This window comes from Streptomyces caniscabiei (assembly GCF_014930365.1).
GTDB classification, from domain to species: Bacteria; Actinomycetota; Actinomycetes; order Streptomycetales; family Streptomycetaceae; genus Streptomyces; species Streptomyces caniscabiei.
This window is the reverse complement of the sequence record NZ_JABXWI010000004.1, coordinates 458711-478157: the sequence shown is the minus strand read 5'-3', so window position 1 is coordinate 478157 and position 19447 is coordinate 458711. Positions and strand designations below refer to the sequence as shown.

Sequence of the window (19447 nt, the reverse complement as noted above, 5' to 3'; positions counted from 1 at the left end):
GGAATCCGTGGACGGACCCGCGGAAGATCACGTACGGTGTGGCTTCACGCCCTGAAACGGACGGAAGGAGGCGAGTGCCGTGCAGTTCATGACTTTCCAGCGCTCCCTTTTCCGCTGTCCCGGCGTGGTTCGCCAGTTCTGACCGGGAGCGCTCCAAACAGCCTGTATCCCGGAGGAATCCATGACCGATCTGGTCATCCGCACGCTCTCCGCGAGCGATGCTCATCTCTTCGACGCACTCCCCGACCCCCTGGGCGCCCGTGAAGCCCACCGGCGTACCCGGTTCCGCCCCGACTGGAAGCGCGTCGCCCTGCGCGACGGCGAGGTCGTCGCACGCGGCGCATGGTGGGGCGGCCCCGGCGACTCGGAGCCCGTCAACATCAACTGGTTCGACGTGGCCGAGGGCGAGGAGGAGGCCGGAGCCGAACTCCTGCGCACCGCTCCCTGGCAGGTCGAACTCGAGATCAACCTGCCCGGCGGCTGGCGGGAGAGGAACGACCTGCGCGCCACCGCCGAGACGCGCTTCGGCGCCGCACGCGCCGCGGGGTACGAACTCCTGGTGGAACGCTTCCTCTACCGCTGGATCCCGGAGCAGGGCCTGCCCGAGCGGCCCGGACGGCTGCGCTTCAGCGCCGAACCCGACGACGCCGTGTTCTTCGACGCGTTGCGCCGCATCCACTCCGTCACCCTGGACGCCCACGCGCTCAGGGCCACGGAGGAGGGTGGCCTCGACCGGGCCGCCCAGGAGGAACTCGACTTCTTCCACTGGTGTCCCTCCCCGCGGGAGTGGTGGCAGGTCGCGCACACCCCGGAGGGCGACCTGGCAGGCATCCACATCCCGGCCCACAACCCGTCCGGCCCGACCATCGGCTTCATCGGAGTCGTACCGGAACAGCGCGGCCGCGGCTATGCCTACGACCTCCTCGCGGAGTGCACCCACTTCCTCGTCGAGCAGGGCGCGGAGTCCGTCAGCGCAGCCACGGACCGCGACAACTTCCCCATGGCCGCGAACTTCACCAAGGCCGGCTTCCCCGTCATCAGCGAACGCATCAACTTCCACCCGGCGGGCCGAGCGGCCTAGCGAGGAGCAGCACGCGGTGAGTGATCCGGTCCGAGGGCAGGCCCGGACCACTCACCGGTGCCTGGCGGCCCTGACGACAAGAGGGACGTCAGACCGCGCGATGGCGTACTCCGGGGAGATGCTGCGCCATCACCCCTTACCGGCCCCGCCGCAGAAGGCGGCCGACGACGGCTCGGGCCTGTTCCGGATGGGCCTCCAGCCAGGTCCCCAGGCTTTCACGGACCACCTCCGCGACGCCGGCCCGCACGTCCGCGCCGCCGAGCCGTCCGCGGGTGGCGCCGAGGTACTCGGGCCGGTCCAGCTTCACCGACACGACCGCCGTCAGGCCCTCGGTGATCCGGTCGGCGCCGAGACCGGGGTCCGACGCGGTGAGCAACCGCCGCCCGCGTGCGTAGGCGTCGATCGCGGCCGTCAGCCCGTCGCGGAAGCCCGTCAGGTGGGTGCCGCCTTCGGAAGTGGGCCGGCTGTTGGCGAAGCCGCGGATCTCCTCCCCGTGACCCTCGCACCACCGCAAGGCCACTTCCACGGTCCCCGCCATGCGCGCGTCCTCCCGCTCGACACCGATGACGTCCGGGTGGAGGGGAATCCCCTCGCACGCCTCGTCGAGGAACGCGACGAGGTCCAGGGCCCCGCCCGGGAATCGGAACCGCTCCGAGCGGGACCCGCCCGGTGACTGTTCGTCGGTCAGGCGCAGGTCCAGGCGTCGGTTCAGGAAGGCCAGTTCCCTGAAGCGCTCGGTCAGGACGGCGGACGAGCACCGCGCCGCCGGGAAGATGTCGGCGTCGGGCCAGAAGGTGACGGTCGTCCCGCTGCCGGTCGCCGTACCGGCGGCCGTGGGCTCGGTGATCGCACGGCCGCGGGCGTACTCCTGGACCCAGCGGATCCCGTCGCGCCGCACCTCGGCGGTCAGCCGGCTGGAGAGGGCGTTGGTGACGCTGGGACCGACGCCGAAGGGGCCCAGGCAGGGGGCATGACGGTCGACAGGTCCGGTCCTTCCGGTCGAACCGGTCAGCAGCGTTTCGAGACCGGGGCCGTCCGTGTGACCGGCCGCCTCGACGGGCACCCCCGGGCCGTCGTCCGTGACCCGTACACCGCCGTCGGCCATGAGGGTGATCCCGACGGACCGGGCACGGCCGGCCACGACGTCGCGCACCGACCGCTCGGCGATCTCGAACACCAACTGGTGCACCCCGCGTTCACCGGTCGATCCGACATACATACCGGGCCGCTTCCGCACGGCTTCCGGCCACTCCGGCACCTCGATACGGGTGGCGTCGTACACCACGGCTTCCTCACTCACGAAGTCCCCTCCGAGGGAGTCGGGCAGAGGACTTCAGCCTAGGCGATTTCCGGTAAAGCACCAGGTCAGAGACGGTTCGGTGAATGGCTGGGCGGGCCCGTGAGCGGCGGCGCGGGGTCGGGTGGCCGTACGCCCGGCGGCCTCCTCCGGAAGGCGGCAGCGGTCCCTTCGAGGGGCGTGCGGGGGTATTTCCCGGGCGCGTTCGGCGCTTGTTTTTGGCCTTCCGAGCCATGTGCCCGTTCGTTCTGCGTCCATGGTCGTGAAATGCGGGAGAATCCTGTTTCAGGGATAAGGAAGAGAGCTAATTCGAGGTTAATTACTGCTAGTGTGGCGGGGGCGTAGGAGGTGGCGTGTGCAGCAGAAGCCGAGTCAGGAAGAGTTGTTCGCCGCGGTGGACGAACTGCTCGCGGGCGAGCCCGAGTTGCCCGCGCCCGACGAACGGGGGCGGCTGCGGGAGGCGGCCGGCGTCAGTCAGGCCCGGCTGGCACAGGTGCTGCGGACCACGAAACAGACCGTGAAGAACTGGGAGAGCGGGCGATCCGAGCCACGCCCGCCCCAACGCCAGGCGTATCTGCGGCTCCTGGAGGGCTGGGCGGCGAAGTACCCGGCCGAGTCGGCGACCGAGCCGGAGCAGCAGCGCCTGCCCTCTCAGCCGGTGGGGCAGGCCCCGCCCCCCGAGCCGATCGCGCAAGCCCCCACCGCCGAGCCGATCGTGCAAGCCCCCTCCATCGAGCCGATCGTGCAAGCCCCGTCCGCCGAGCCGGTGAGGCAGGCCCTGTCGTTCGAGCCCGTGCGGGAGTCCCAGCCGGTGCGGCAGCCCGCGCCGGCGGCGCGGCGGCCCTCGCGGACGCGGGCGCCCGCGCCCGCCGCCGACGCTCCCTTCCCGCACGGCCCCCTCGGCGTGCTGGACGGTGACGGCACCGTTTTCTGCCTCGGCGGAGTGCTGCTGGAGTGCACGGCCGACACGATCCCGGGGCTGGCGGAGTGGGTGCTGCGGGAGTCCGGGATCGGTGCGGCCCGGCTGCACCGGCACGGCAAGGACGCCGATCCGCTGATCGCGCTGACCGCCTCGGCGGCGGAGCGGTTCGGCCTGCCGCAGCGACTGGAGGACCGCCGGGGCCTGCGGCTGCCGGACGACCACCCGGTCGTCCGGCAGATCACCGGGGCCAAGTGGAAGCTGACCCAGCGCGGCTTCGGTCCGTGGCCGCGGATCTACCGGCCCGCTCAGGGCGGCCTGCGGCAGTGCGTGCAGTTGGCGATCCTGCCATGGGACGCCCTGGACAACCGGGCCTGGGGCGACGCCGCCCGGCTGCACCCGGCCGATCTGGCCCGCGTCCTCGGCGTGTTCGCGACCCGGGTGCTCACGCCCCGCGGCTCGACGGCGGTGACGGGCCTGGAGCTGATGACCGCGACACGGCCGCCCACCCGCCCCGTCAAGGACGAGGCGACCGGCGCATGGGTCTCCGGCCCGAACCCCGGCGCGCTGACCCGGCCGGCGGACCCGGCACCGCCGGAGGCGCCGCTCGAACACCCGGTGGCGCAGGGCTGGGACCGTGGCTTCCTCGACGAGGAGGCCCACCAGTGGGTGCGCGATCCGGCGCTGCTGTCGGACGAGGAGTGCCTGCGGCCCTGGGCCGTGGGCATCGACGTCAACACCGCCTTCCTCGCCGCCGCCTCCCGTCTCACCGTCGGCCTGTCGGAGCCGGAGCACCACACCGCGCCCGCGTTCGACAAGAAGGCCCCGGGCACCTGGCTCGTCGATCTCTCCGCCATCGAGCTGGACCCCCGCCTGCCCAACCCCTTCACCTCCACCGGCCTGCGCCCGGAGGGCCCCGGCTGGTACAGCACGCCGACCCTGGCCTACGCCGAGGAGCTCGGCCACGAGATCCGCCCGGTCGAGGCGTATCTGCGGCGCGAGACGGGCGCGTACCTGGACCCGTGGCACGACCGGCTCAAGGACGCCTACCTCACCACCAGCGCGGACATGGGCATCCCCGTCCACAAGGACGCCGACCCGGCGGCGTACCTGGACGCCATGGCCCTGCACCGGACGTACGCGGCCGCCGACGAGACCCGGCTCGACGCGCTGCGTGCCGCGCTCGCCGAACTGCCCGGCGCACCGGCCGACGTGAGCGACGGGGAACTGTCGACCCTGGTCCGTCGGCACCGGCAGGGCGCGATGGTGCTGGCGGCGATCAAATCGACGGTCAAGGGCGGCATCGGCAAGCTCCGCGAACGCCCCCAGGGCCGCCACTACAGGGACGGAGAGCGCTGGCCCGCCCTGGAACGCCCCACCTGGAACCCGTACATCCGCGCGGCCGTCATCGCCAAGGCGCGGGTGAACCTGCACCGCAAGGCCGCCCGGCTCGCCGCACTGACCGGCCTCCATCCGCTGGCGGTCCTCTCCGACTGTGTCGTCTACGCCTCCCGAGGCCCCTCACCCCTGCACTTCCTGCCCTCCAACGGCGACGGCACCCCCGTCTACGGCACCTTCCGGATCGGCGCGAATCCCGGCTTCTGCAAGCTGGAAGGTGTGCAGGAGACGGCCTGGGCGGTCGATCTGATGGAGCAGGGGCACAACCCCGCCCGCCACATCAAGGGCGACGGTCACGACGCCCGGTTCGACGAAGGGGAGTAGACAGTGGGCCACATCGACGACGCCCTGGAGCGCGCCGACCAGGAGGCGTTCACCAAGGCGCCGCCCAAGACCCTCAAGGGTCAGATCGGCTATCTGATCAGGCAGTTGAAGTCGGCCAAGGCCGTCGCGGCCGAGCTCGGCATCACCGCCGACTCCGTCAACCGCTACCGGCGCGGCGCCCGCAGACATCCGCCCCGGCACATCCAGGAGCGGATCGACGCGGCCGTCCGCTCCCGCTGGCAGCCCGTGGTACGCCTCCGCCGGCAGCGGCAGGCCGCCACCACGGGCGGGATCACCGTGGAGACGCGCGCCCAGTTCGGCTACACGGCACCGATCGGCACGACCGACGACGCCCGCTTCCGGCGCCTGACCGTGCACCTTCCCCCGGAGTACGCGCGCCGTCTGTTCGACGCGCAGGCCCAGGGGGCGAGTGACCAGCGCCTGCGCGACATCGTGGCGGAAGGACTGCAGGAGGTGTACTTCAAGGACGGCGGCCGCCGCGCCGCCGGCCTGGAGGTCGCCCTCCAGGACATCGACTACTTCGACGTGTCGTTCTGACGGCCATGCCTTGCCCGCTCTATCGAATCTCGATAGATTTCTATCGCTGGTCGAGTGAGGGGTGCAGGAGGGTGTCATGGGGAAGCTGACGGTGCTGGCGCTACGGGCCGTGATCGTGGGGTTGTTCGCCGGTTCGGTGTTCGTGCAGGCGGTGATGGTGCCACTGCTGGCCGCGGATCTGGACGGGCTCGACGCCGATGTGGCGCATGTCCGGACGCCGACGCTCGTGATCGTGGTCCTCGGCGTGGTCACCGTCCAGGTCGTCTTCGTCTGTGTGTGGCGGCTGGTGACGATGGTCCGGCGGGACACGGTCTTCTCCCACGAGGCCTTCCGGTACGTGCACGGGGTGATCGGCGCGATGGTGGCGGCGGCGGCCCTGGTGTTCGCGCTCGGTGTGGTCCTGGCCCCGGGCGAGGCGGTGGCCCCCGGGATCGTGCTGCTGCTCGGCGGCGTCGGTCTGGCGGTGCTGGGGATGGCGCTCATCGTCCTCGTGCTGCGGATGCTGCTCGCGAAGGCCGTCGACCGTGACATCGAGGCGACGCGGATGCGGGCCGAGCTGGCCGAGGTGATCTGATGCCGATCGCCGTCGACATCGACGTGATGCTGGCCAGGCGGAAGATGTCCGTGGGTGAACTCGCGGAACGCGTCGGCATCACCCCCGCCAACCTCGCGGTGCTCAAGAACGGCCGCGCCAAGGCCGTCCGTTTCACCACCCTCGCCGCGCTCTGCGAGGTACTCGAATGCCAGCCCGGTGACCTGCTCCGCTGGGAGACCGACCACACCGTGGCCCCCGACGACGCCACGGCCGGAGCGCGACCATGAACGCGCACACGCCACGCCCGCTGCTCTTCCTGGACGTCGACGGCACCCTCCTGCCGTACGGCGGCGGGCGGCTCCCCTCGTCCGCCGAGGAGTGGGCCGGCTGGCAGCACACGTCGAACCCTCAGCTGGCGAAGATCGACCGCGCGCACGGCCTGCGCCTGCTGCGGCTGACCTGCGAACCGATGTGGGCCACCGCGTGGATGGACGACGCCAACGAGGTGATCGCCCCGCTGCTCGGCCTGCCGCGGTGGCCGGTCGTGGATCTGCCGGAGGCACCGGAGGAGGACCGGGCGGATCTGCTGCACTGGAAGACCCGGGCCCTCGTCCGCACCGCCGCCGGGCGCCCGTTCATCTGGCTCGACGACGAGATCACCGGCCTCGACCGCGCCTGGGTGGCACGGCATCACCCCGGACGGGCCCTCCTGCACCGTGTCGAGCCCGAAGTGGGCGTGACCGAGGCGGACTTCACCGTGCTCCGGGGCTGGCTCGGCGGCGAGTGACGAAGACCGCCGCCGGCCGCCGGTGCTCGGAGGCCTGCGGCAGCCACAGCCCGAAGCGGTGCTCCAACCACTCCCTGACCTGCGCCGAGGTCATGGGCCCGGCGGCGACCCGGCCAGCCCCTTGCCGGCGGATCGACCCCGTCGTCGTAGGCGGGGATGCCGGGGTCGAAGGAGGAGCAGCATCCGCTGAGCCGGTCGCCGCGCCGGCTACCGGACCAGCTTCCAGTCCTGGGAGCCGTCCGTGGACGCGGTCCGCAGGGTCAGCGGGGCGTCGGCGGAGACGCCGGTCAGGTAGAGGTCCTTGTTCTTCGTCGACCGCAGCCTGATGTGACCGTCCCCGGTCCTGACGACGTCCCAGGTGCCCGTGGCGCTGTCGTCGACCCACTGGCCGATCCGCTGCCCCGCCGTCGCGTTGCCGGTCCAGACGGACGCCGACCGGCCGCCCGCCTTGTTGAGCAGCGTCACACCGCCGTCGGACTTGGTGACGACGTGCCAGTACTGGGTGTCCGGGTCCGCCGCCGCCCCGGCGTCCTCCAGGACGACGTCGGGCACGTCCCCGTTGCCGATGTTCGCGTCGGTGGGGTTGTTCCCGGTACCGATGACCTGCCCGGTCCTCCGGTTCACCAGCTTCCGGTAGGCGCCGGCGGATCCACCGAGGTCGACCTCGGCGAACGCGATCGTCGAGGTGCCCTGGTTGTTGAGGATCACGACCCGGCCGGTGTCCTTCACGTACTGGAGGTTGCGGCTGTAGCCCGCACGCGACGTCGTCTGGTACTGCGTCCACACGCCGTCGGCGCGCCCGCTGTCGTTGACCCAGACGTCGCCGCTGCCGGCGGCGTTGTAGACCAGGCGCCCGTCGGGCAGGCGGATGAGCACCGGGCTGCCGCCCTGTGCGAGCGGGCGGGAGCCGGCCACCACCGGCAGCGCGTCGACACCCATGCCGGTGGGGGAGCCCCGGAAGAACGTCAGCGGGTCGGACGCCACGCGGTAGCGGGTGTTGGCCCCGCCGCCCCAGTACTCGTACGTGAGCAGCCACTTGCCGTCCGCCGTCGGGACGAGGTTCGTCATGCCGGGCCGGCCACCGCCGATCTCCGACTTCCCGCCGCCCATGTCCTGGGTCGACCCGGCGATGTCGACGACGGGGGAGCTCCACTTCGCGCTGCGGCCGTCCCAGGTCTTGTGGACCAGGATCTGCCCGTGCGAGTCCTCGGCGGTGTCGTTCGCCGGGTCGAGCTTCGGGACGCCGGTGACCGGGTCGAAGCCGAGGTAGTCGTTCTCGTCGGAGTAGTAGCAGACCAGCTTGCCCTTGTGGACCATCAGGTACGGCTCCCAGAGGGGATCCACCTGCCGGTGCGTGTTGGCGTTCGCGACGTTCTGCCCGACCGCGCCCGCGCTGCCGCCCTGCCAGCCGCCGGTCGCGACGACGTTGACCACCTTCCAGGTCCTGCCGTCGTCGGTGCTGGAGTACAGCGCGATGGCCATGTCGGCGCGATCGCCGTCGTTGGACGGCGTCCAGTCCGGGTCGGCCGCCTTGTGCTCCTCGTAGTACGCGTCGTCGCCCGACACGACACTCGCCAGCAGCAGCGTGCCGGCCGCCAACTTCCCGACCCGCTGCGGGAGTACGTACAGGAACGGGTTGGTCCAGTTGCTCGTGTACTTCGCGTGGCGCGGGTCCTTCGAGAGATACGCCGGTGCCTTCACCTCGGACAGCGGCTGCCAGGTCGTGCCGTCGTCGTCGCTCTTGTACACCGGCAGGGTCTGCCGGTCGGCGCTGCCCGTCGACTTCACGACGGTGGACTTCTCGAACGACGCGACCAGCCGACCGGTCGGCAGCTGTGCCGACTTGGGGTAGACCGCGCAGTTGCCCCGCCCCTTCAGACAGGCCTCGCCGCCGAGCTGGTACATGACCCCACCGGTCGGGCTGTACGCCCCCGCACTGGCCATGGGCAGCACCAGCAGCGCGGACGCCGCCGTGAAGGTCCCCAGAGCTCTCGCGGCTCGTCTTCTGTGCATGGTCTCTCCTAGTCGAGGTCGGTGGCGACGAGGACCCGTACGTCCCACGGGCCGAGTTCCACTGCGGTGCCCGCCGCGACGGACGTGTCGTCGAGCGCGTCGGTGAGGTCGGTCGGGGCCGGGACGCTCGCGGGCTCCCAGCTCCAGTTGTGGACGATGTGGACGCGCCGCCCGTCCGCCGCCGTGCCGGTGGTCGCGGTGACCGACTCCGGCAGGTCCGCCCAGCCGTGACGCGCGGTCGGCGCCAGCCACTCGGCCAGCGCGCGCCCGAGGCGCCGGTCGGGCACCGTACCGACGTACGTGATCCGCCCCGCCCCGTGCCGGCGCGTGGTGAGCGCGGGCCAGCGCCCGAAGTGCGGATGGTCGTACGCGGCCAGCACCTCGGCGTCGTCGACGGTGAGCCCGTCCGCCCAGTGGGTCGCGGCCGCGCCGTCCGGAAGCCGGAGCGGGCTGCCCGGTGCCGGGCGCACCGGGATCTCGTGTGTCAGGTTGCTGAACTCGTCGTAGTGCACGCCGGCCGGCTCCGCCAGCCGTCCGGGGGCCGGTTCGGTGCGGGCCCGGGCCTCGTGGTCGGCGTACCCGGTGCGCGGGCTGAGGACCAGATGGCCGCCGGCCTCCGCGTACGCGGCGAACCAGTCGAGGGTGGTGTCGGCGGCGAGGTACAGCGCCGGGACGACCAGCACCGGATGACGGCGGACGGCGTCCTCGGGCGTGAGGCCCGCGCGCTCCCCGCTCGGGTCGTGCAGCTGACGTGCGTGGACGATCCGGACCTGACGGCCCGCCTCGAACGCGCCCCGGTAGAACGGGTCGAAGATCCGGTGGTAGGCGGCGGGGTCAGGCTCGCCGTCCGGCGTGGCGAGCGGCGGGTACTTCTGCATCAGCCACTTGCTGGGCGTCGAGTACACCAGGGTGATGTCGGCGTCCGGTTCCAGTCCGGCGACGAGCGGACCGGCCGTCTCGAACTCCGCGCCGAGCCGGGCGAGTTCGGCGTACGTACGGCCGGGCTGCCCGGTGTGGGGGAGGATGCCGCCCCAGTAGGTCTCGGCGCCGAAGTGCAGGGTGTGCCAGTGCCAGTACTCGATCATCCGGGCGCCGCGCGAGACGAGCGCCCACGCCGCCTGGCGCCACTGGCCGTCGTAGCCGGGGCGGTTGTCCCAGGCCATGCCGATCGAGCCGGCGTTGGTCTCGGTGACGAGGAACGGCTCCTGGCGGGAGGAGAACATCCAGTCGGCGGTCTGGTACAGCGCCCACACCCCGGTCGTCTTCCACTTCTGCTCGTGGCCGTCGGGGGTGGGATCGGGGAGCAGCAGACCGTCCTGCATGTCGTAGTACGGGTTGCCGGAGGCGATGTCGAGGCGGGCGGACAGTTCGTCGTCCTCCACGCCCTGGCGGGTGTAGGAGATGCAGGTGGTGACGAACTGCTCGGGCGAGGCGTATTCGCGGACGAGGTCGGCCTGCCATCCGATGAACTCGGTGACCTGGCGGGCCTGGAACTCCCGCCAGGCGACGTCGTACTGGGGCTGTTCGTTGCCGTCCGGGGTCCACAGGTCGGCCCACGTCGACAGCCGGTGCGACCAGTAGACCAGCCCCCACTCCCGGTTGAGGGTCTCCACGTCGCCGTACTTCGCGCGCAGGTGGTCCACGAAGCGCTGGAAGACACCGTGGTTGTGGAAGAGGTGCAGACCGGGCTCGTTGTCGACCTGGAAGCCGATGACGGCGGGGTGGTCGGCGTACCGGGCGACGATCTTGCGGATGACCCGCTCGGCGTGGAAGCGGAAGGCCGGGTGGGTGAAGTCGATCTCCTGGCGGGCGCCCCAGCCCATGCGCTCACCGGTGCGCCGCTCGGCCGTGATCTCCGGGTACTGCCGGGCCAGCCACGGCGGGGCCGCGTAGGTCGGGGTGCCGAGCACCACGGAGATGCCGCGCTCGTGGGCGCCGTCCAGGACGGGCTGGAGCCAGTCGAGGTCGAACGTGCCGTTCTCCGGCTCCCAGGTGGACCACACCGACTCGCCGACCCGGATGACGGAGACATGCGCGTCGGCCATCAGGTCCAGGTCGGTCTTGAGGCGTTCGGCGGGCCGTTCGTACGGCTGGTACTCGTGGTAGTACGCGGCACCGAACAGGACGCGGTCAGGCAGAGCCGCCATGAAGAAGAACCTCCGAGAGAAAGAGTGGGGGGAGTGGTACGAGGGCGGTGGGCCCTACTGCTTGACGCCGCCGGCGGCCAGACCGCTCTGCCAGTACCGCTGGAGCATGAGGAAGGCCACGACCAGCGGGACGATCGAGATCAGGGAGCCGGTCACGACGAGCGCGAGCATGTCGCTGCTGGCGCCGGCCCCGCCGTTCTGCGCCTGCGCGGCCCAGGAGGCCAGGCCGACCGTGATCGGGTACAGATCGGGGTCGTTGAGCATGATCAGCGGCAGGAAGTAGTTGTTCCAGGTCGCCACCAGCGTGAACAGCAGGACCGTCACCACGCCCGGGGCCATCAGCCGCAGGGCGATCCCGAAGAAGATCCGGGCCTCGCCGGCGCCGTCGATCCGAGCGGCCTCCAGGATGCTGTCGGGGACGGAGTCCGCCGCGTAGACGCGCATCAGATACAGGCCGAACGGGTTGACGAGCGAGGGCAGGATGATCGCCCAGGGGGTGTTGGCCAGGCCCGCCTGCGCGAACAGCAGATAGGTCGGGATGGCCAGCGCGGTCGTGGGCACCATGACCGCGCCGAGGACCAGGTTGAAGGCCAGACGGTCGCCGCGGAAGCGGTACTTGGCGAAGCCGTAGCCGGCGGCGGCCGCCAGCAGCGCGGCCCCGACCGCGCTGACCCCGGCGTACAGCACCGTGTTCAGCAGCCAGCGCACGAAGACGCCGTCGCTCTGGGTGAAGGTCTCCTTGATGTTCGTCAGCAGCTGCGGGGCGTCGGAGAACCACAGGCCGAAACTGTTGAACAGGTCCTGCGTGCTCTTGGTCGAGGCGATCAGCAACCAGAACAGGGGCAGCAGGAAGTACGCCAGCGCGGCCAGCATGGCGATCGTCAGCGGGGTGCTGCGCCGGTCCGGGCGGCTCTTGCGGTAGGCGGCGCGCGCCGGCTTGCTCGCCGCCGGGGCGACCGTGGGCGCGGGGGTGGTCGTCGTCACGGGGTCCTCCTGCGGTTGGCGGTGAGCAGGACGCCGTAGGAGGCGATCACGATGACGAGACCGAGGAGGAAGGACACCGTGGCCGCGTAGTTGACCTGCTGGCCGGTGAAGGCGAGCGTGTAGGCGTAGAGGTTGGCGGTGTAGGAGCTGCTGATCACGTCCGGGGCGAGGTCCTTGAGCAGTTTCGGCTCGTTGAACAGCTGGAAGCTGCCGATCACGGAGAACAGCAGGGTGAGCAGCAACGCCGGGCGGAGCGCCGGGAGTTTGATCGACCAGGCGATGCGCCAGGCCCCGGCGCCGTCCATCGCGGCCGCCTCGTACAGCTCGGACGGGACCGTCCGCAGGGCGGCGTACAGGATGATCATGTTGTAGCCGACGAACTCCCAGGTCACGATGTTCGCGAGGCTGCCGAGCATCCAGCTCTCGCCGAGGAAGTTCGGCACCGGCAGGTCCAGGTTCCGGCCCAGCTGGGCGAACGGTCCGAAGTCCGGGCCGTACAGATAGCCCCACATCAGCGCGGCGACCACGCTGGGTACGGCGTACGGGACGAAGATGCCCAGCCGGATCACCCGGGACAGGCGCAGCAGGCCGCTGTCGAGCGCGAGCGCGAACAGCAGGGCCAGCAGCAGCATCACGGGGACCTGGACCACGAAGAACAGCGCGACACGGCCGACTCCGTGCAGGAACTGGGAGTCGCCGAAGGCCTGGGCGTAGTTGTCGAGGCCGACGAAGACCGTCCCGCCGATCAGCCGGGTCTGGAAGAGGCTGAGGTAGGCGGCGTACACGAGCGGCGCGAGGAAGAGCAGCAGGAACAGCACCAGGAACGGCGCGACGAAGAGGGGACCGGCCGAGCGGCGGCGCCGGGTGCCCCCGGGCCGCGAACGGCCCGGGGCGGTGGCAGGGGTGGTGGTGGCCATCTCAGGACCCCTTGACGGTGAAGCCCTGGCCCTTGGCGTACGTGGTCAGGCGCGACTGCCACTGGCCGAGGGCGGCGACCGTGTCCTTCTTGTCGGCGAGGGACTTGCCGACGGTCTCGGTCCAGTCGGTCGCCGCCTGGTCGAGGAACGGCGGCCACTGGAAGGAGGGGTCGACGGTGGCGCTGACGTCGGCGAAGACCTGGTTGACCTTCTGGCCGCCGTAGAAGGCCGGCGCGTCCGACACGAACTCCTGGTCCGTGAGCAGGGCCTTGGTCGCCGGGAAGAAGAACTGCTCGGTGGCGAACATCTTGGCGGTGGTGGGGTCGCTGTTGAGGAACTGCGCGAACACGGCCGCGGCGACGGGATTCTTGGTGGAGCGGATGACGGCGGTGGTCGAGCCGCCCCAGTTGCCCGCGCTGGGCTTGGCCGCGTCCCACTGGGGGAGCGGGGCCGCGCGCCACTTGCCGGCGGTGGCCTTGGCCGAGCCGGACAGGAAGGCCGGGCCCCAGGCGGCGGTGATCCAGGTGGCGTACTTGCCCTTGTTGAGCCCGGCGTACCAGCCGTCGGTGAAATCCGGGTCGGTGCTGATCACGCCTTCCTTCGCCAGCCCGCCCCAGAACGCGCCGAGCTTCTTGGAGACCGCGTCGTCGACGCTGATGGTGATGTCGCCCTTGCCGGAGGTCGCGTACGGCTTGGCGCCGGCCTGCCACAGCAGCCCGTGCCAGGCGGCGGGCTGGCTGGCCGCGAGGTTGGTGAGGTAGACGTCCGGGTCGGCCTTGTGGAGCTTGCGGGCCGCCTCGGCGAACTCGTCCCAGGTGGACGGCACGTCGATGCCGTGCTTGTCGAAGATGTCCTTGCGGTACAGCAGACCCATCGGGCCCGTGTCCTGCGGGATCGCCCACACCTCGCCCTTGGCTCCGCTGACCTGGCCCCAGGTCCAGTCGACGAACCGGTCCTTGAGCTCGGCGGCGCCGTACGGGCGCAGGTCCAGCAGGCTGTCGGTGATGGTGAACGTCGGGATGGCCTGGTACTCGATCTGCACCATGTCCGGGGCGCCGCTGCCGGCCTTCAGGGCCGTGCGCAGCTTGGTGTATTGCGGGGTGCCCTGACCGGCGTTGACGACCTTGATCTTGACGGCCGGGTACTTCTTCTCGAAGAGCGCGATCTCCTTGGCGATGTTCGGGACCCAGGTCCAGAACGTCAGCTCGGTCGGCGTCTTCATCGCCTTGTCGATGTCGGCCTGGCTGACGGGCTCGGCCGAGCCGGAGGAGCCGGAGGAGTCACCGCTGCCGCAGGCGGTCAGGGCGGCCCCGAGCGACAGGGCACCCGTGGTGGTGAGGAACAGCCGACGGCTCATGGGAGAGGAGGAGGCGGCTGCGAAGGGGTTTCTGGGCATGGTGAACTCCGGCTGGTGGCGAGGGTGGTGGCACGCCGGACACAGGCGTGCGGAGGTGTGCGGGATGCGGGGGGACGCGCCGACCCGGCGTCGACGCCGTCAGGTCGGGCGAAGGGGGCGTGGACGACCGAGGCAGGTGTGGGGACCCGGCTCGGGACGCACGGCGGGGTACGGGGGCGGCCCGGCGTCGACTCGGTGTGGGGCGCGCGGGGGCGGCGGGGCGTGACGGGTGCTGCGGCTCGTTCTCGGGGTCACGCGTCGGCCGCGACGGCCGTGGGGAAGGGTGGGTGGACGGGGTTCAGCGCTGTGCCGGGCCACCTCCGTCCGCGGGCACCGGGGCGGGGGTGGCCGCCCGGCGGCGGGGCGCGGTGCGCCGGCCGCGGGCCGGGGTCGTCCGGCTCGGTGGCGGCGCGGTCGAGGCGCGGACGACGAGGTCGATGGGTGGATCGCTCGGCGGCAGCGGGTCCGCGTCGGGGTTCTCGATGGCGTGCACGAGCCGCTTGAGCCCTTCCTGGGCCACGGCGTCGAACGGCTGGCGCACCGTGGTCAGGGGAGGAGTCACATAGGCGGCGACCGGGATGTCGTCGAAGCCGACGACGCTGACGTCCTCCGGCACCCGGCGGCCGGCCTCGGCCAGCGCGCGGATCAGACCGATCGCCATGTCGTCGTTGGCGCAGAAGACGGCGGTGACGTCCCGGTTCTCGGCCAGCGCGCGTCCGGCCGTGTAGCCGGACGCGGCCGACCAGTCGCCGGTGACGACCTCGGGCACGTCCTTCCCGTGTGCCGTCAGAGTCGCCCGCCAGCCCTCCAGCCGGTCCCGGGCCGCGTACCACCGCTGCGGACCCGCGAGGTGATGGACCGTCGTGTGGCCCAGCGCCAGCAGGTGCTCGGTGGCGGTCCGCGCCATCAGGTCGGCCCCGTCCCCCGCGTTCAGCACCGCGGGCGCGGTGACGAACGGCGGGGCGCCGATGACCAGCACGGGCACGGAGAGGCGGGGGGTGTCGCCGTTCTCGCCCGCCTCGTCGATCGGCTCGGAGATGACGACGCCGTCCACGCCCTGGTCGAGCAGCGAGTCCACCGCGCCGGCGATCCCGGCCGGGTCGCCCTCCACGGTGTTGACCACGCGGAGCGCGTAACCCGTGTCCCGGACGACCCGTTCGACCCCCATGAGCAGCGAGGCCGGGCCGTACAGGGCCGTTCCCAGCGTCACCACCCCGATGGAGCGGGTCCGCCCGGAGGCCAGCGCCCGGGCGGCGTTGTTGCGCCGGTAACCGAGCTGCTCCGCGGCTTCCGTGACCCGTCTGCGCACGTCGGCGGAGACGTACGGTTCGTCGTTGAAGACCCTCGACACGGTCTTCTGCGAGACCCCGGCCAGCCGTGCCACATCCGTGCTGCTCGGCGCCGCGGGGCCCCCGCCCCGCCCTGTACCTCGCGTCATGATGCCTCCCGGTGACCGCACGAACCGACCCAATGATGTCAGACATCGCCTTTCTGACTGCGCTGTCATGTCTGCGTAGTCATGTCTACGCAGTCACACGACCGGCGTCAAGGGGTCGGACACATCTCCGTACGGCCGGACCCGCGCCCCACGGCTCGTGCGGCGCGGGTCCGGCCGTACGGAGATGTTGCGTCGGGTGCCGTGTGCCGGGGACGTCAGGCGTCGGGTGCCGCGTGGACGCGTACCCCGTCCACGAAGGTCTGCAGGACCCGGGTGGCCGCGATCTCGTCGGCCGGGCGCGCGAACGGGTCCCGGTCGAGGACGACCAGGTCGGCCGCCTTGCCGACGGTGATGCTGCCGGTGAGGGCGTCGAGGTGGTTGGCGTAGGCGCTGCCCGCCGTGTACGCCGCGAGGGCGGTGCCGAGGTCGAGGCGCTGGGCGGGCAGGAACTCCGGGGTGCCCTCCGGGGCGTCCGGGGAGACACGGTTGACGGCGACGTGCACGGCCTGGAGCGGGTCGGGGCTGCTGACGGGCCAGTCGCTGCCCGCCGCGAGCGTGGCCCCGGCGCGCAGTAGATCACCGAACGGGTACTGCCGGGCGCCGCGTTCCGGGCCGAGGAACGGCAGGGTGAGCTCGTCCATCTGGGGCTCGTGGGCGGCCCACAGCATCTGGAGGTTGGCGGTGGCGCCGAGCGCCCGGAACCGTCGTACGTCGTCGGGGTGCACCACCTGGAGGTGCGCCAGGTGGTGGCGGGTGTCGCGGTGCCCGTTGGCGGTGCGGGCGGCCTCCACGGCGTCGAGCGCCTCGCGCACCGCGCGGTCGCCGAGGGCGTGGAAGTGCACCTGGAAGCCGTGCGCGTCGAGTTCGGTGACGTACTTCTTCAGCTCGCCCGGTTCGACGAAACTGATGCCGCTGCCGTCCGAGGCGCATCCGCAGCCGGTGAGATAGGGGTCGAGCATCGCGGCCGTGTGGTTCTCGGCGATGCCGTCCTGCATGATCTTCACCGTGCCGGCCCGGAACCTGCCCCCGCTCAACTCCTCGCGGCGCGCGAGGAGTTCGGGGATCTGGTCGGCGCCGCGCTCCCGGTCCCACCACAGGGCGCCGACGACGCGGGCGGTGAGCAGCCCCCGGTCCAGGGCCGCGCGGTACGAGGGCGCCGGGTCGGTCATGTTGGCGTACGCGCCGACGATGGCGTCCTGCCAGGCGGTGACCCCGTGGGAGTGCAGCACCGCCTGGGCGCGCAGCAGGGCGGCGAGCTGTTCCTCGGGGGTGGGGTCGGGCACCAGCCGGCCGACGAGGTGGACGGCGCCCTCCTGGAGCATGCCGGTCGGCCGGCCCTCGGCGTCGCGTTCGATACGGCCGTCGGCGGGGTCGGGGGTGCGGGCGTCGATCCCGGCCAGCTCCAGGGCCCGGGAGTTGACCCAGGCGCCGTGGTGGTCGCGGTTGGGCAGGAAGACGGGCCGGTCGGGGACGACCGCGTCGAGCGCGGCGGCGGTGGGGGCGCCGCCGGGGAAGGCTTCCAGGGACCAGCCGCCGCCGGTGATCCACTCGGCGTCCGGGCGGGCGTCGGCGTAGGCCCGGATCCGCCGCAGGTACTCGGCGGGGACGACCGTGTCGGCGAGGTGGCACAGGCCCAGTTCCAGGCCGGCGCCCTGCGGATGGACGTGGGCGTCCTGGAAGCCGGGCAGCAGCAGCTTCCCGGCGAGGTCGACGACCTCGGTGCCGGGCCCGACGAGGGCGTGCACCTCGTCGTGGCCGACGGCCGTGATCCGTCCACCGCGCACGGCCACGGCGGTGGCCCGGCTGCGCGCGGGGTCGACGGTGTGGACGGGCCCGCCGGTGAGGACGAGGTCGGCGGGGGCCGTGGCCTGGGGCTGGGGCTGGGGCATGCGGGGGAACTCCCTGGGCGGACGCGGATGTGGGGGCGGAGAGGGCGGATGGGGAGGAGAGGGCGGACGGGGCGGGGGCGCGGACAGGGCGGACGGGCATGGGGCCGGACGGGTCCGCGGGGCCGGCGGGCGTGCGGGCCGCTCGGGGCTGCGGGGCAGGCCGGCGTGCGGGCCGGCGTGCGGGCCGCTCGGGCTTGCGGGCCAGGCCGGCGTGCGGGCCGCTCCGGCCTGTGGGTCAGGCCGGCGTGCGGTCCATGGGCAGGGTGAGGGCCTCGGCGTCCGTGCCGCGCCCCGTGGCGAAGTACGGCGACCGGCGGACGTACTTGGCGACCGCGGCCATCCCGAGACCCGCCAGGACGATGACGGCCGGCAGGGAGAACATGAACCACCCGTTGTCGGGGCTCAGTTCGAAGTGGTCGCTCATCGTCAGGTACGAGTAGCCGAGGTAGCCGCCGAGGCCGAGCAGGATCAGCCCGGACACCCCGGGCACCCCCACGGCGAGCACCGCCGTGCGCAGCCCCTCGTGCCGCGCGGACCGGAAGCGGACGGCGCAGGCGAGGGCGGTGAGGCCGTAGTAGAGGGCGACGAGGAGGCCGATGGCGTTGACGGCGGCCAGCAGCATGTCGCTCAGCCTGGGCAGGGCGACGGCCAGCAGCGCGATCGAGGACGCGACGGCGAGCACGACGACCGTACCGGCGGCCGGGGTCCCGTAGCGCGGGTGGACCCGGGTCCACAGCGGGCCCATCGTGCGGTCCCGGCCCATCGCGAGCAGGCCGCGGGCCGTCGGGATCAGCGTGGACTGCACGGAGGCCGCGGCGGAGAACATCAGGGCGACCAGGGGCAGGGTGGCCCAGGGCTCGGCGGCCAGCTTCTGCCCGAGGTACGGCAGCGCCTGCGGACCGTTCTCGATCAGCTCGGCGAGGCTCATCTCCCGCTGGAAGGCCACCGAGGCGAAGAGGAACAGGCCCAGCATCGCGAACAGCGCGATCAGGCCGCCCCTGGCCGCGTCGTCCGGCTTCCTGGTCTCCTCCGTGACACTGAAGGCCGCGTCCCAGCCCCAGAAGAAGAACACCGCGAGGACCATGCCCTGGGCGAACGTGGTGCCGTCGCCGATCTCGAAGGGGTTGAACCACGACAGCGAGAACGACTGCTCGCCGGTGACGAGGGCCCAGCCGCAGAACCCGATGAGCACGGCGTACTCGAAGACCAGCAGCGCGAACTGGAAGCGGGTGGTGGCCCGGGTGCCGGTGACGGCGAGGGCGGTGAGACCCAGCAGGAGCACCAGCCCGACGGCCGTGCTGACGCCGGTGGACGTCGGATCGAGGGCGACGCCGGCCAGGCTGTGCAGCCCGGCCTTGTTGGCGAAGGCCAGGACGACCGAGCCCATGACGGCGCTGGTGTACGCGCAGAAGATGACCGAGCCGACGAGGGTGACCCAGCCGGTGAGGAAGCCGGGCCAGGGGCCCAGGGTCCGGCCGACCCAGGTGTAGCCGTTGCCGCAGTTCGGCTCCGAGCGGTTGAGCCGGGCGTAGGCGGTGGCGATGCCGAGCACGGGCAGGAAGGCGAGGAGCAGGAGGGCCGGGCCCTGGAGTCCCACGATGGTCGCGATCGTGCCCATGCCGATGGCGATGCTGGTGGTGGCGGCCGTGCTGGAGGCGGCGATGGCGACGCCGTCGACCACACCGAGGGAGCGGCGCAGTGGAGTGGATGACATGAAGGCTCCTCGTGGGGAGAGTGACGAGGGTAGAGCCGCGCGGGACTGTG

General features: G+C 72.0%; 15 protein-coding genes. 6 read left to right on the top strand and 9 right to left on the bottom strand.

The window, feature by feature from the left end:
* Window positions 1–181 precede the first annotated feature (181 nt).
* Window positions 182–1081 carry a GNAT family N-acetyltransferase gene (locus HW837_RS13805; protein ID WP_193379642.1) on the top strand — a complete coding sequence of 300 codons (900 nt, stop codon included), beginning with the start codon at window positions 182–184 and terminating at the stop codon, window positions 1079–1081.
* A gap of 136 nt (window positions 1082–1217) precedes the next feature.
* Here the strand turns inward: HW837_RS13805 and HW837_RS13800 are convergent, their stop codons facing one another.
* Window positions 1218–2381 (bottom strand): ATP-binding protein, encoded by a 1164-nt coding sequence (locus HW837_RS13800; protein WP_193379643.1) that lies wholly within the window; start codon window positions 2379–2381, stop codon window positions 1218–1220.
* Window positions 2382–2733: 352 nt separating this feature from the next.
* Between HW837_RS13800 and tap the strand changes: the two genes are divergently transcribed.
* The 5 genes from tap to HW837_RS13775 all read left to right on the top strand — a co-directional run bounded on the left by tap (window position 2734) and on the right by HW837_RS13775 (window position 6899).
* A complete protein-coding gene (gene tap / locus HW837_RS13795; protein WP_313895484.1) occupies window positions 2734–5019 on the top strand; it encodes a telomere-associated protein Tap in 2286 nt (761 codons plus the stop codon).
* Between the two features lie 3 nt (window positions 5020–5022).
* Entirely contained in the window at window positions 5023–5577 is a 555-nt protein-coding gene (gene tpg, locus HW837_RS13790; protein ID WP_045561334.1) for a telomere-protecting terminal protein Tpg, read from the top strand.
* A gap of 76 nt (window positions 5578–5653) precedes the next feature.
* Window positions 5654–6151: a DUF2975 domain-containing protein gene (locus HW837_RS13785; protein ID WP_045561333.1), complete on the top strand. Its 498-nt coding sequence runs from the start codon at window positions 5654–5656 to the stop codon at window positions 6149–6151.
* The gene (locus HW837_RS13780; protein WP_060887565.1) at window positions 6151–6399 is read left to right on the top strand and encodes a helix-turn-helix domain-containing protein; all 249 of its coding nucleotides are present in this window, start codon (window positions 6151–6153) and stop codon (window positions 6397–6399) included. The genes HW837_RS13785 and HW837_RS13780 overlap by 1 nt, the downstream gene beginning before the upstream one ends.
* Window positions 6396–6899 (top strand): HAD domain-containing protein, encoded by a 504-nt coding sequence (locus HW837_RS13775; protein ID WP_093790899.1) that lies wholly within the window; start codon window positions 6396–6398, stop codon window positions 6897–6899. Before HW837_RS13780 ends, HW837_RS13775 begins: the two co-directional genes overlap by 4 nt.
* Window positions 6900–7106: 207 nt before the next feature.
* On the opposite strand, the gene HW837_RS13770 is transcribed toward HW837_RS13775, so the two are convergent.
* The 8 genes from HW837_RS13770 to HW837_RS13735 form a co-directional block, all read right to left on the bottom strand.
* Window positions 7107–8912 carry an RICIN domain-containing protein gene (locus tag HW837_RS13770; protein ID WP_045561330.1) on the bottom strand — a complete coding sequence of 602 codons (1806 nt, stop codon included), beginning with the start codon at window positions 8910–8912 and terminating at the stop codon, window positions 7107–7109.
* Window positions 8913–8920: 8 nt separating this feature from the next.
* The gene (locus HW837_RS13765; protein WP_193379644.1) at window positions 8921–11059 is read right to left on the bottom strand and encodes a beta-galactosidase; all 2139 of its coding nucleotides are present in this window, start codon (window positions 11057–11059) and stop codon (window positions 8921–8923) included.
* Window positions 11060–11113: 54 nt separating this feature from the next.
* On the bottom strand, window positions 11114–12043 hold the full coding sequence (locus tag HW837_RS13760) for a carbohydrate ABC transporter permease (RefSeq protein ID WP_045561328.1): 930 nt from the start codon (window positions 12041–12043) through the stop codon (window positions 11114–11116).
* Window positions 12040–12960, bottom strand: coding sequence for a carbohydrate ABC transporter permease (locus tag HW837_RS13755; RefSeq protein WP_045561327.1), 921 nt, complete (start codon window positions 12958–12960; stop codon window positions 12040–12042). The genes HW837_RS13760 and HW837_RS13755 overlap by 4 nt, the downstream gene beginning before the upstream one ends.
* A gap of 1 nt (window position 12961) precedes the next feature.
* Window positions 12962–14356, bottom strand: a complete 1395-nt coding sequence (locus HW837_RS13750) for an ABC transporter substrate-binding protein (protein WP_045561326.1) — start codon at window positions 14354–14356, stop codon at window positions 12962–12964.
* 298 nt (window positions 14357–14654) lie between these two features.
* Complete coding sequence (locus tag HW837_RS13745) at window positions 14655–15794, bottom strand: LacI family DNA-binding transcriptional regulator (protein WP_045561325.1); 1140 nt, start codon at window positions 15792–15794, stop codon at window positions 14655–14657.
* 215 nt (window positions 15795–16009) lie between these two features.
* Window positions 16010–17683, bottom strand: a complete 1674-nt coding sequence (locus HW837_RS13740; protein WP_045561324.1) for an amidohydrolase — start codon at window positions 17681–17683, stop codon at window positions 16010–16012.
* A 235-nt stretch (window positions 17684–17918) separates the two neighbouring features.
* A complete protein-coding gene (locus tag HW837_RS13735) occupies window positions 17919–19397 on the bottom strand; it encodes an APC family permease (RefSeq protein WP_045561323.1) in 1479 nt (492 codons plus the stop codon).
* Between the last annotated feature and the right edge of the window lie 50 nt (window positions 19398–19447).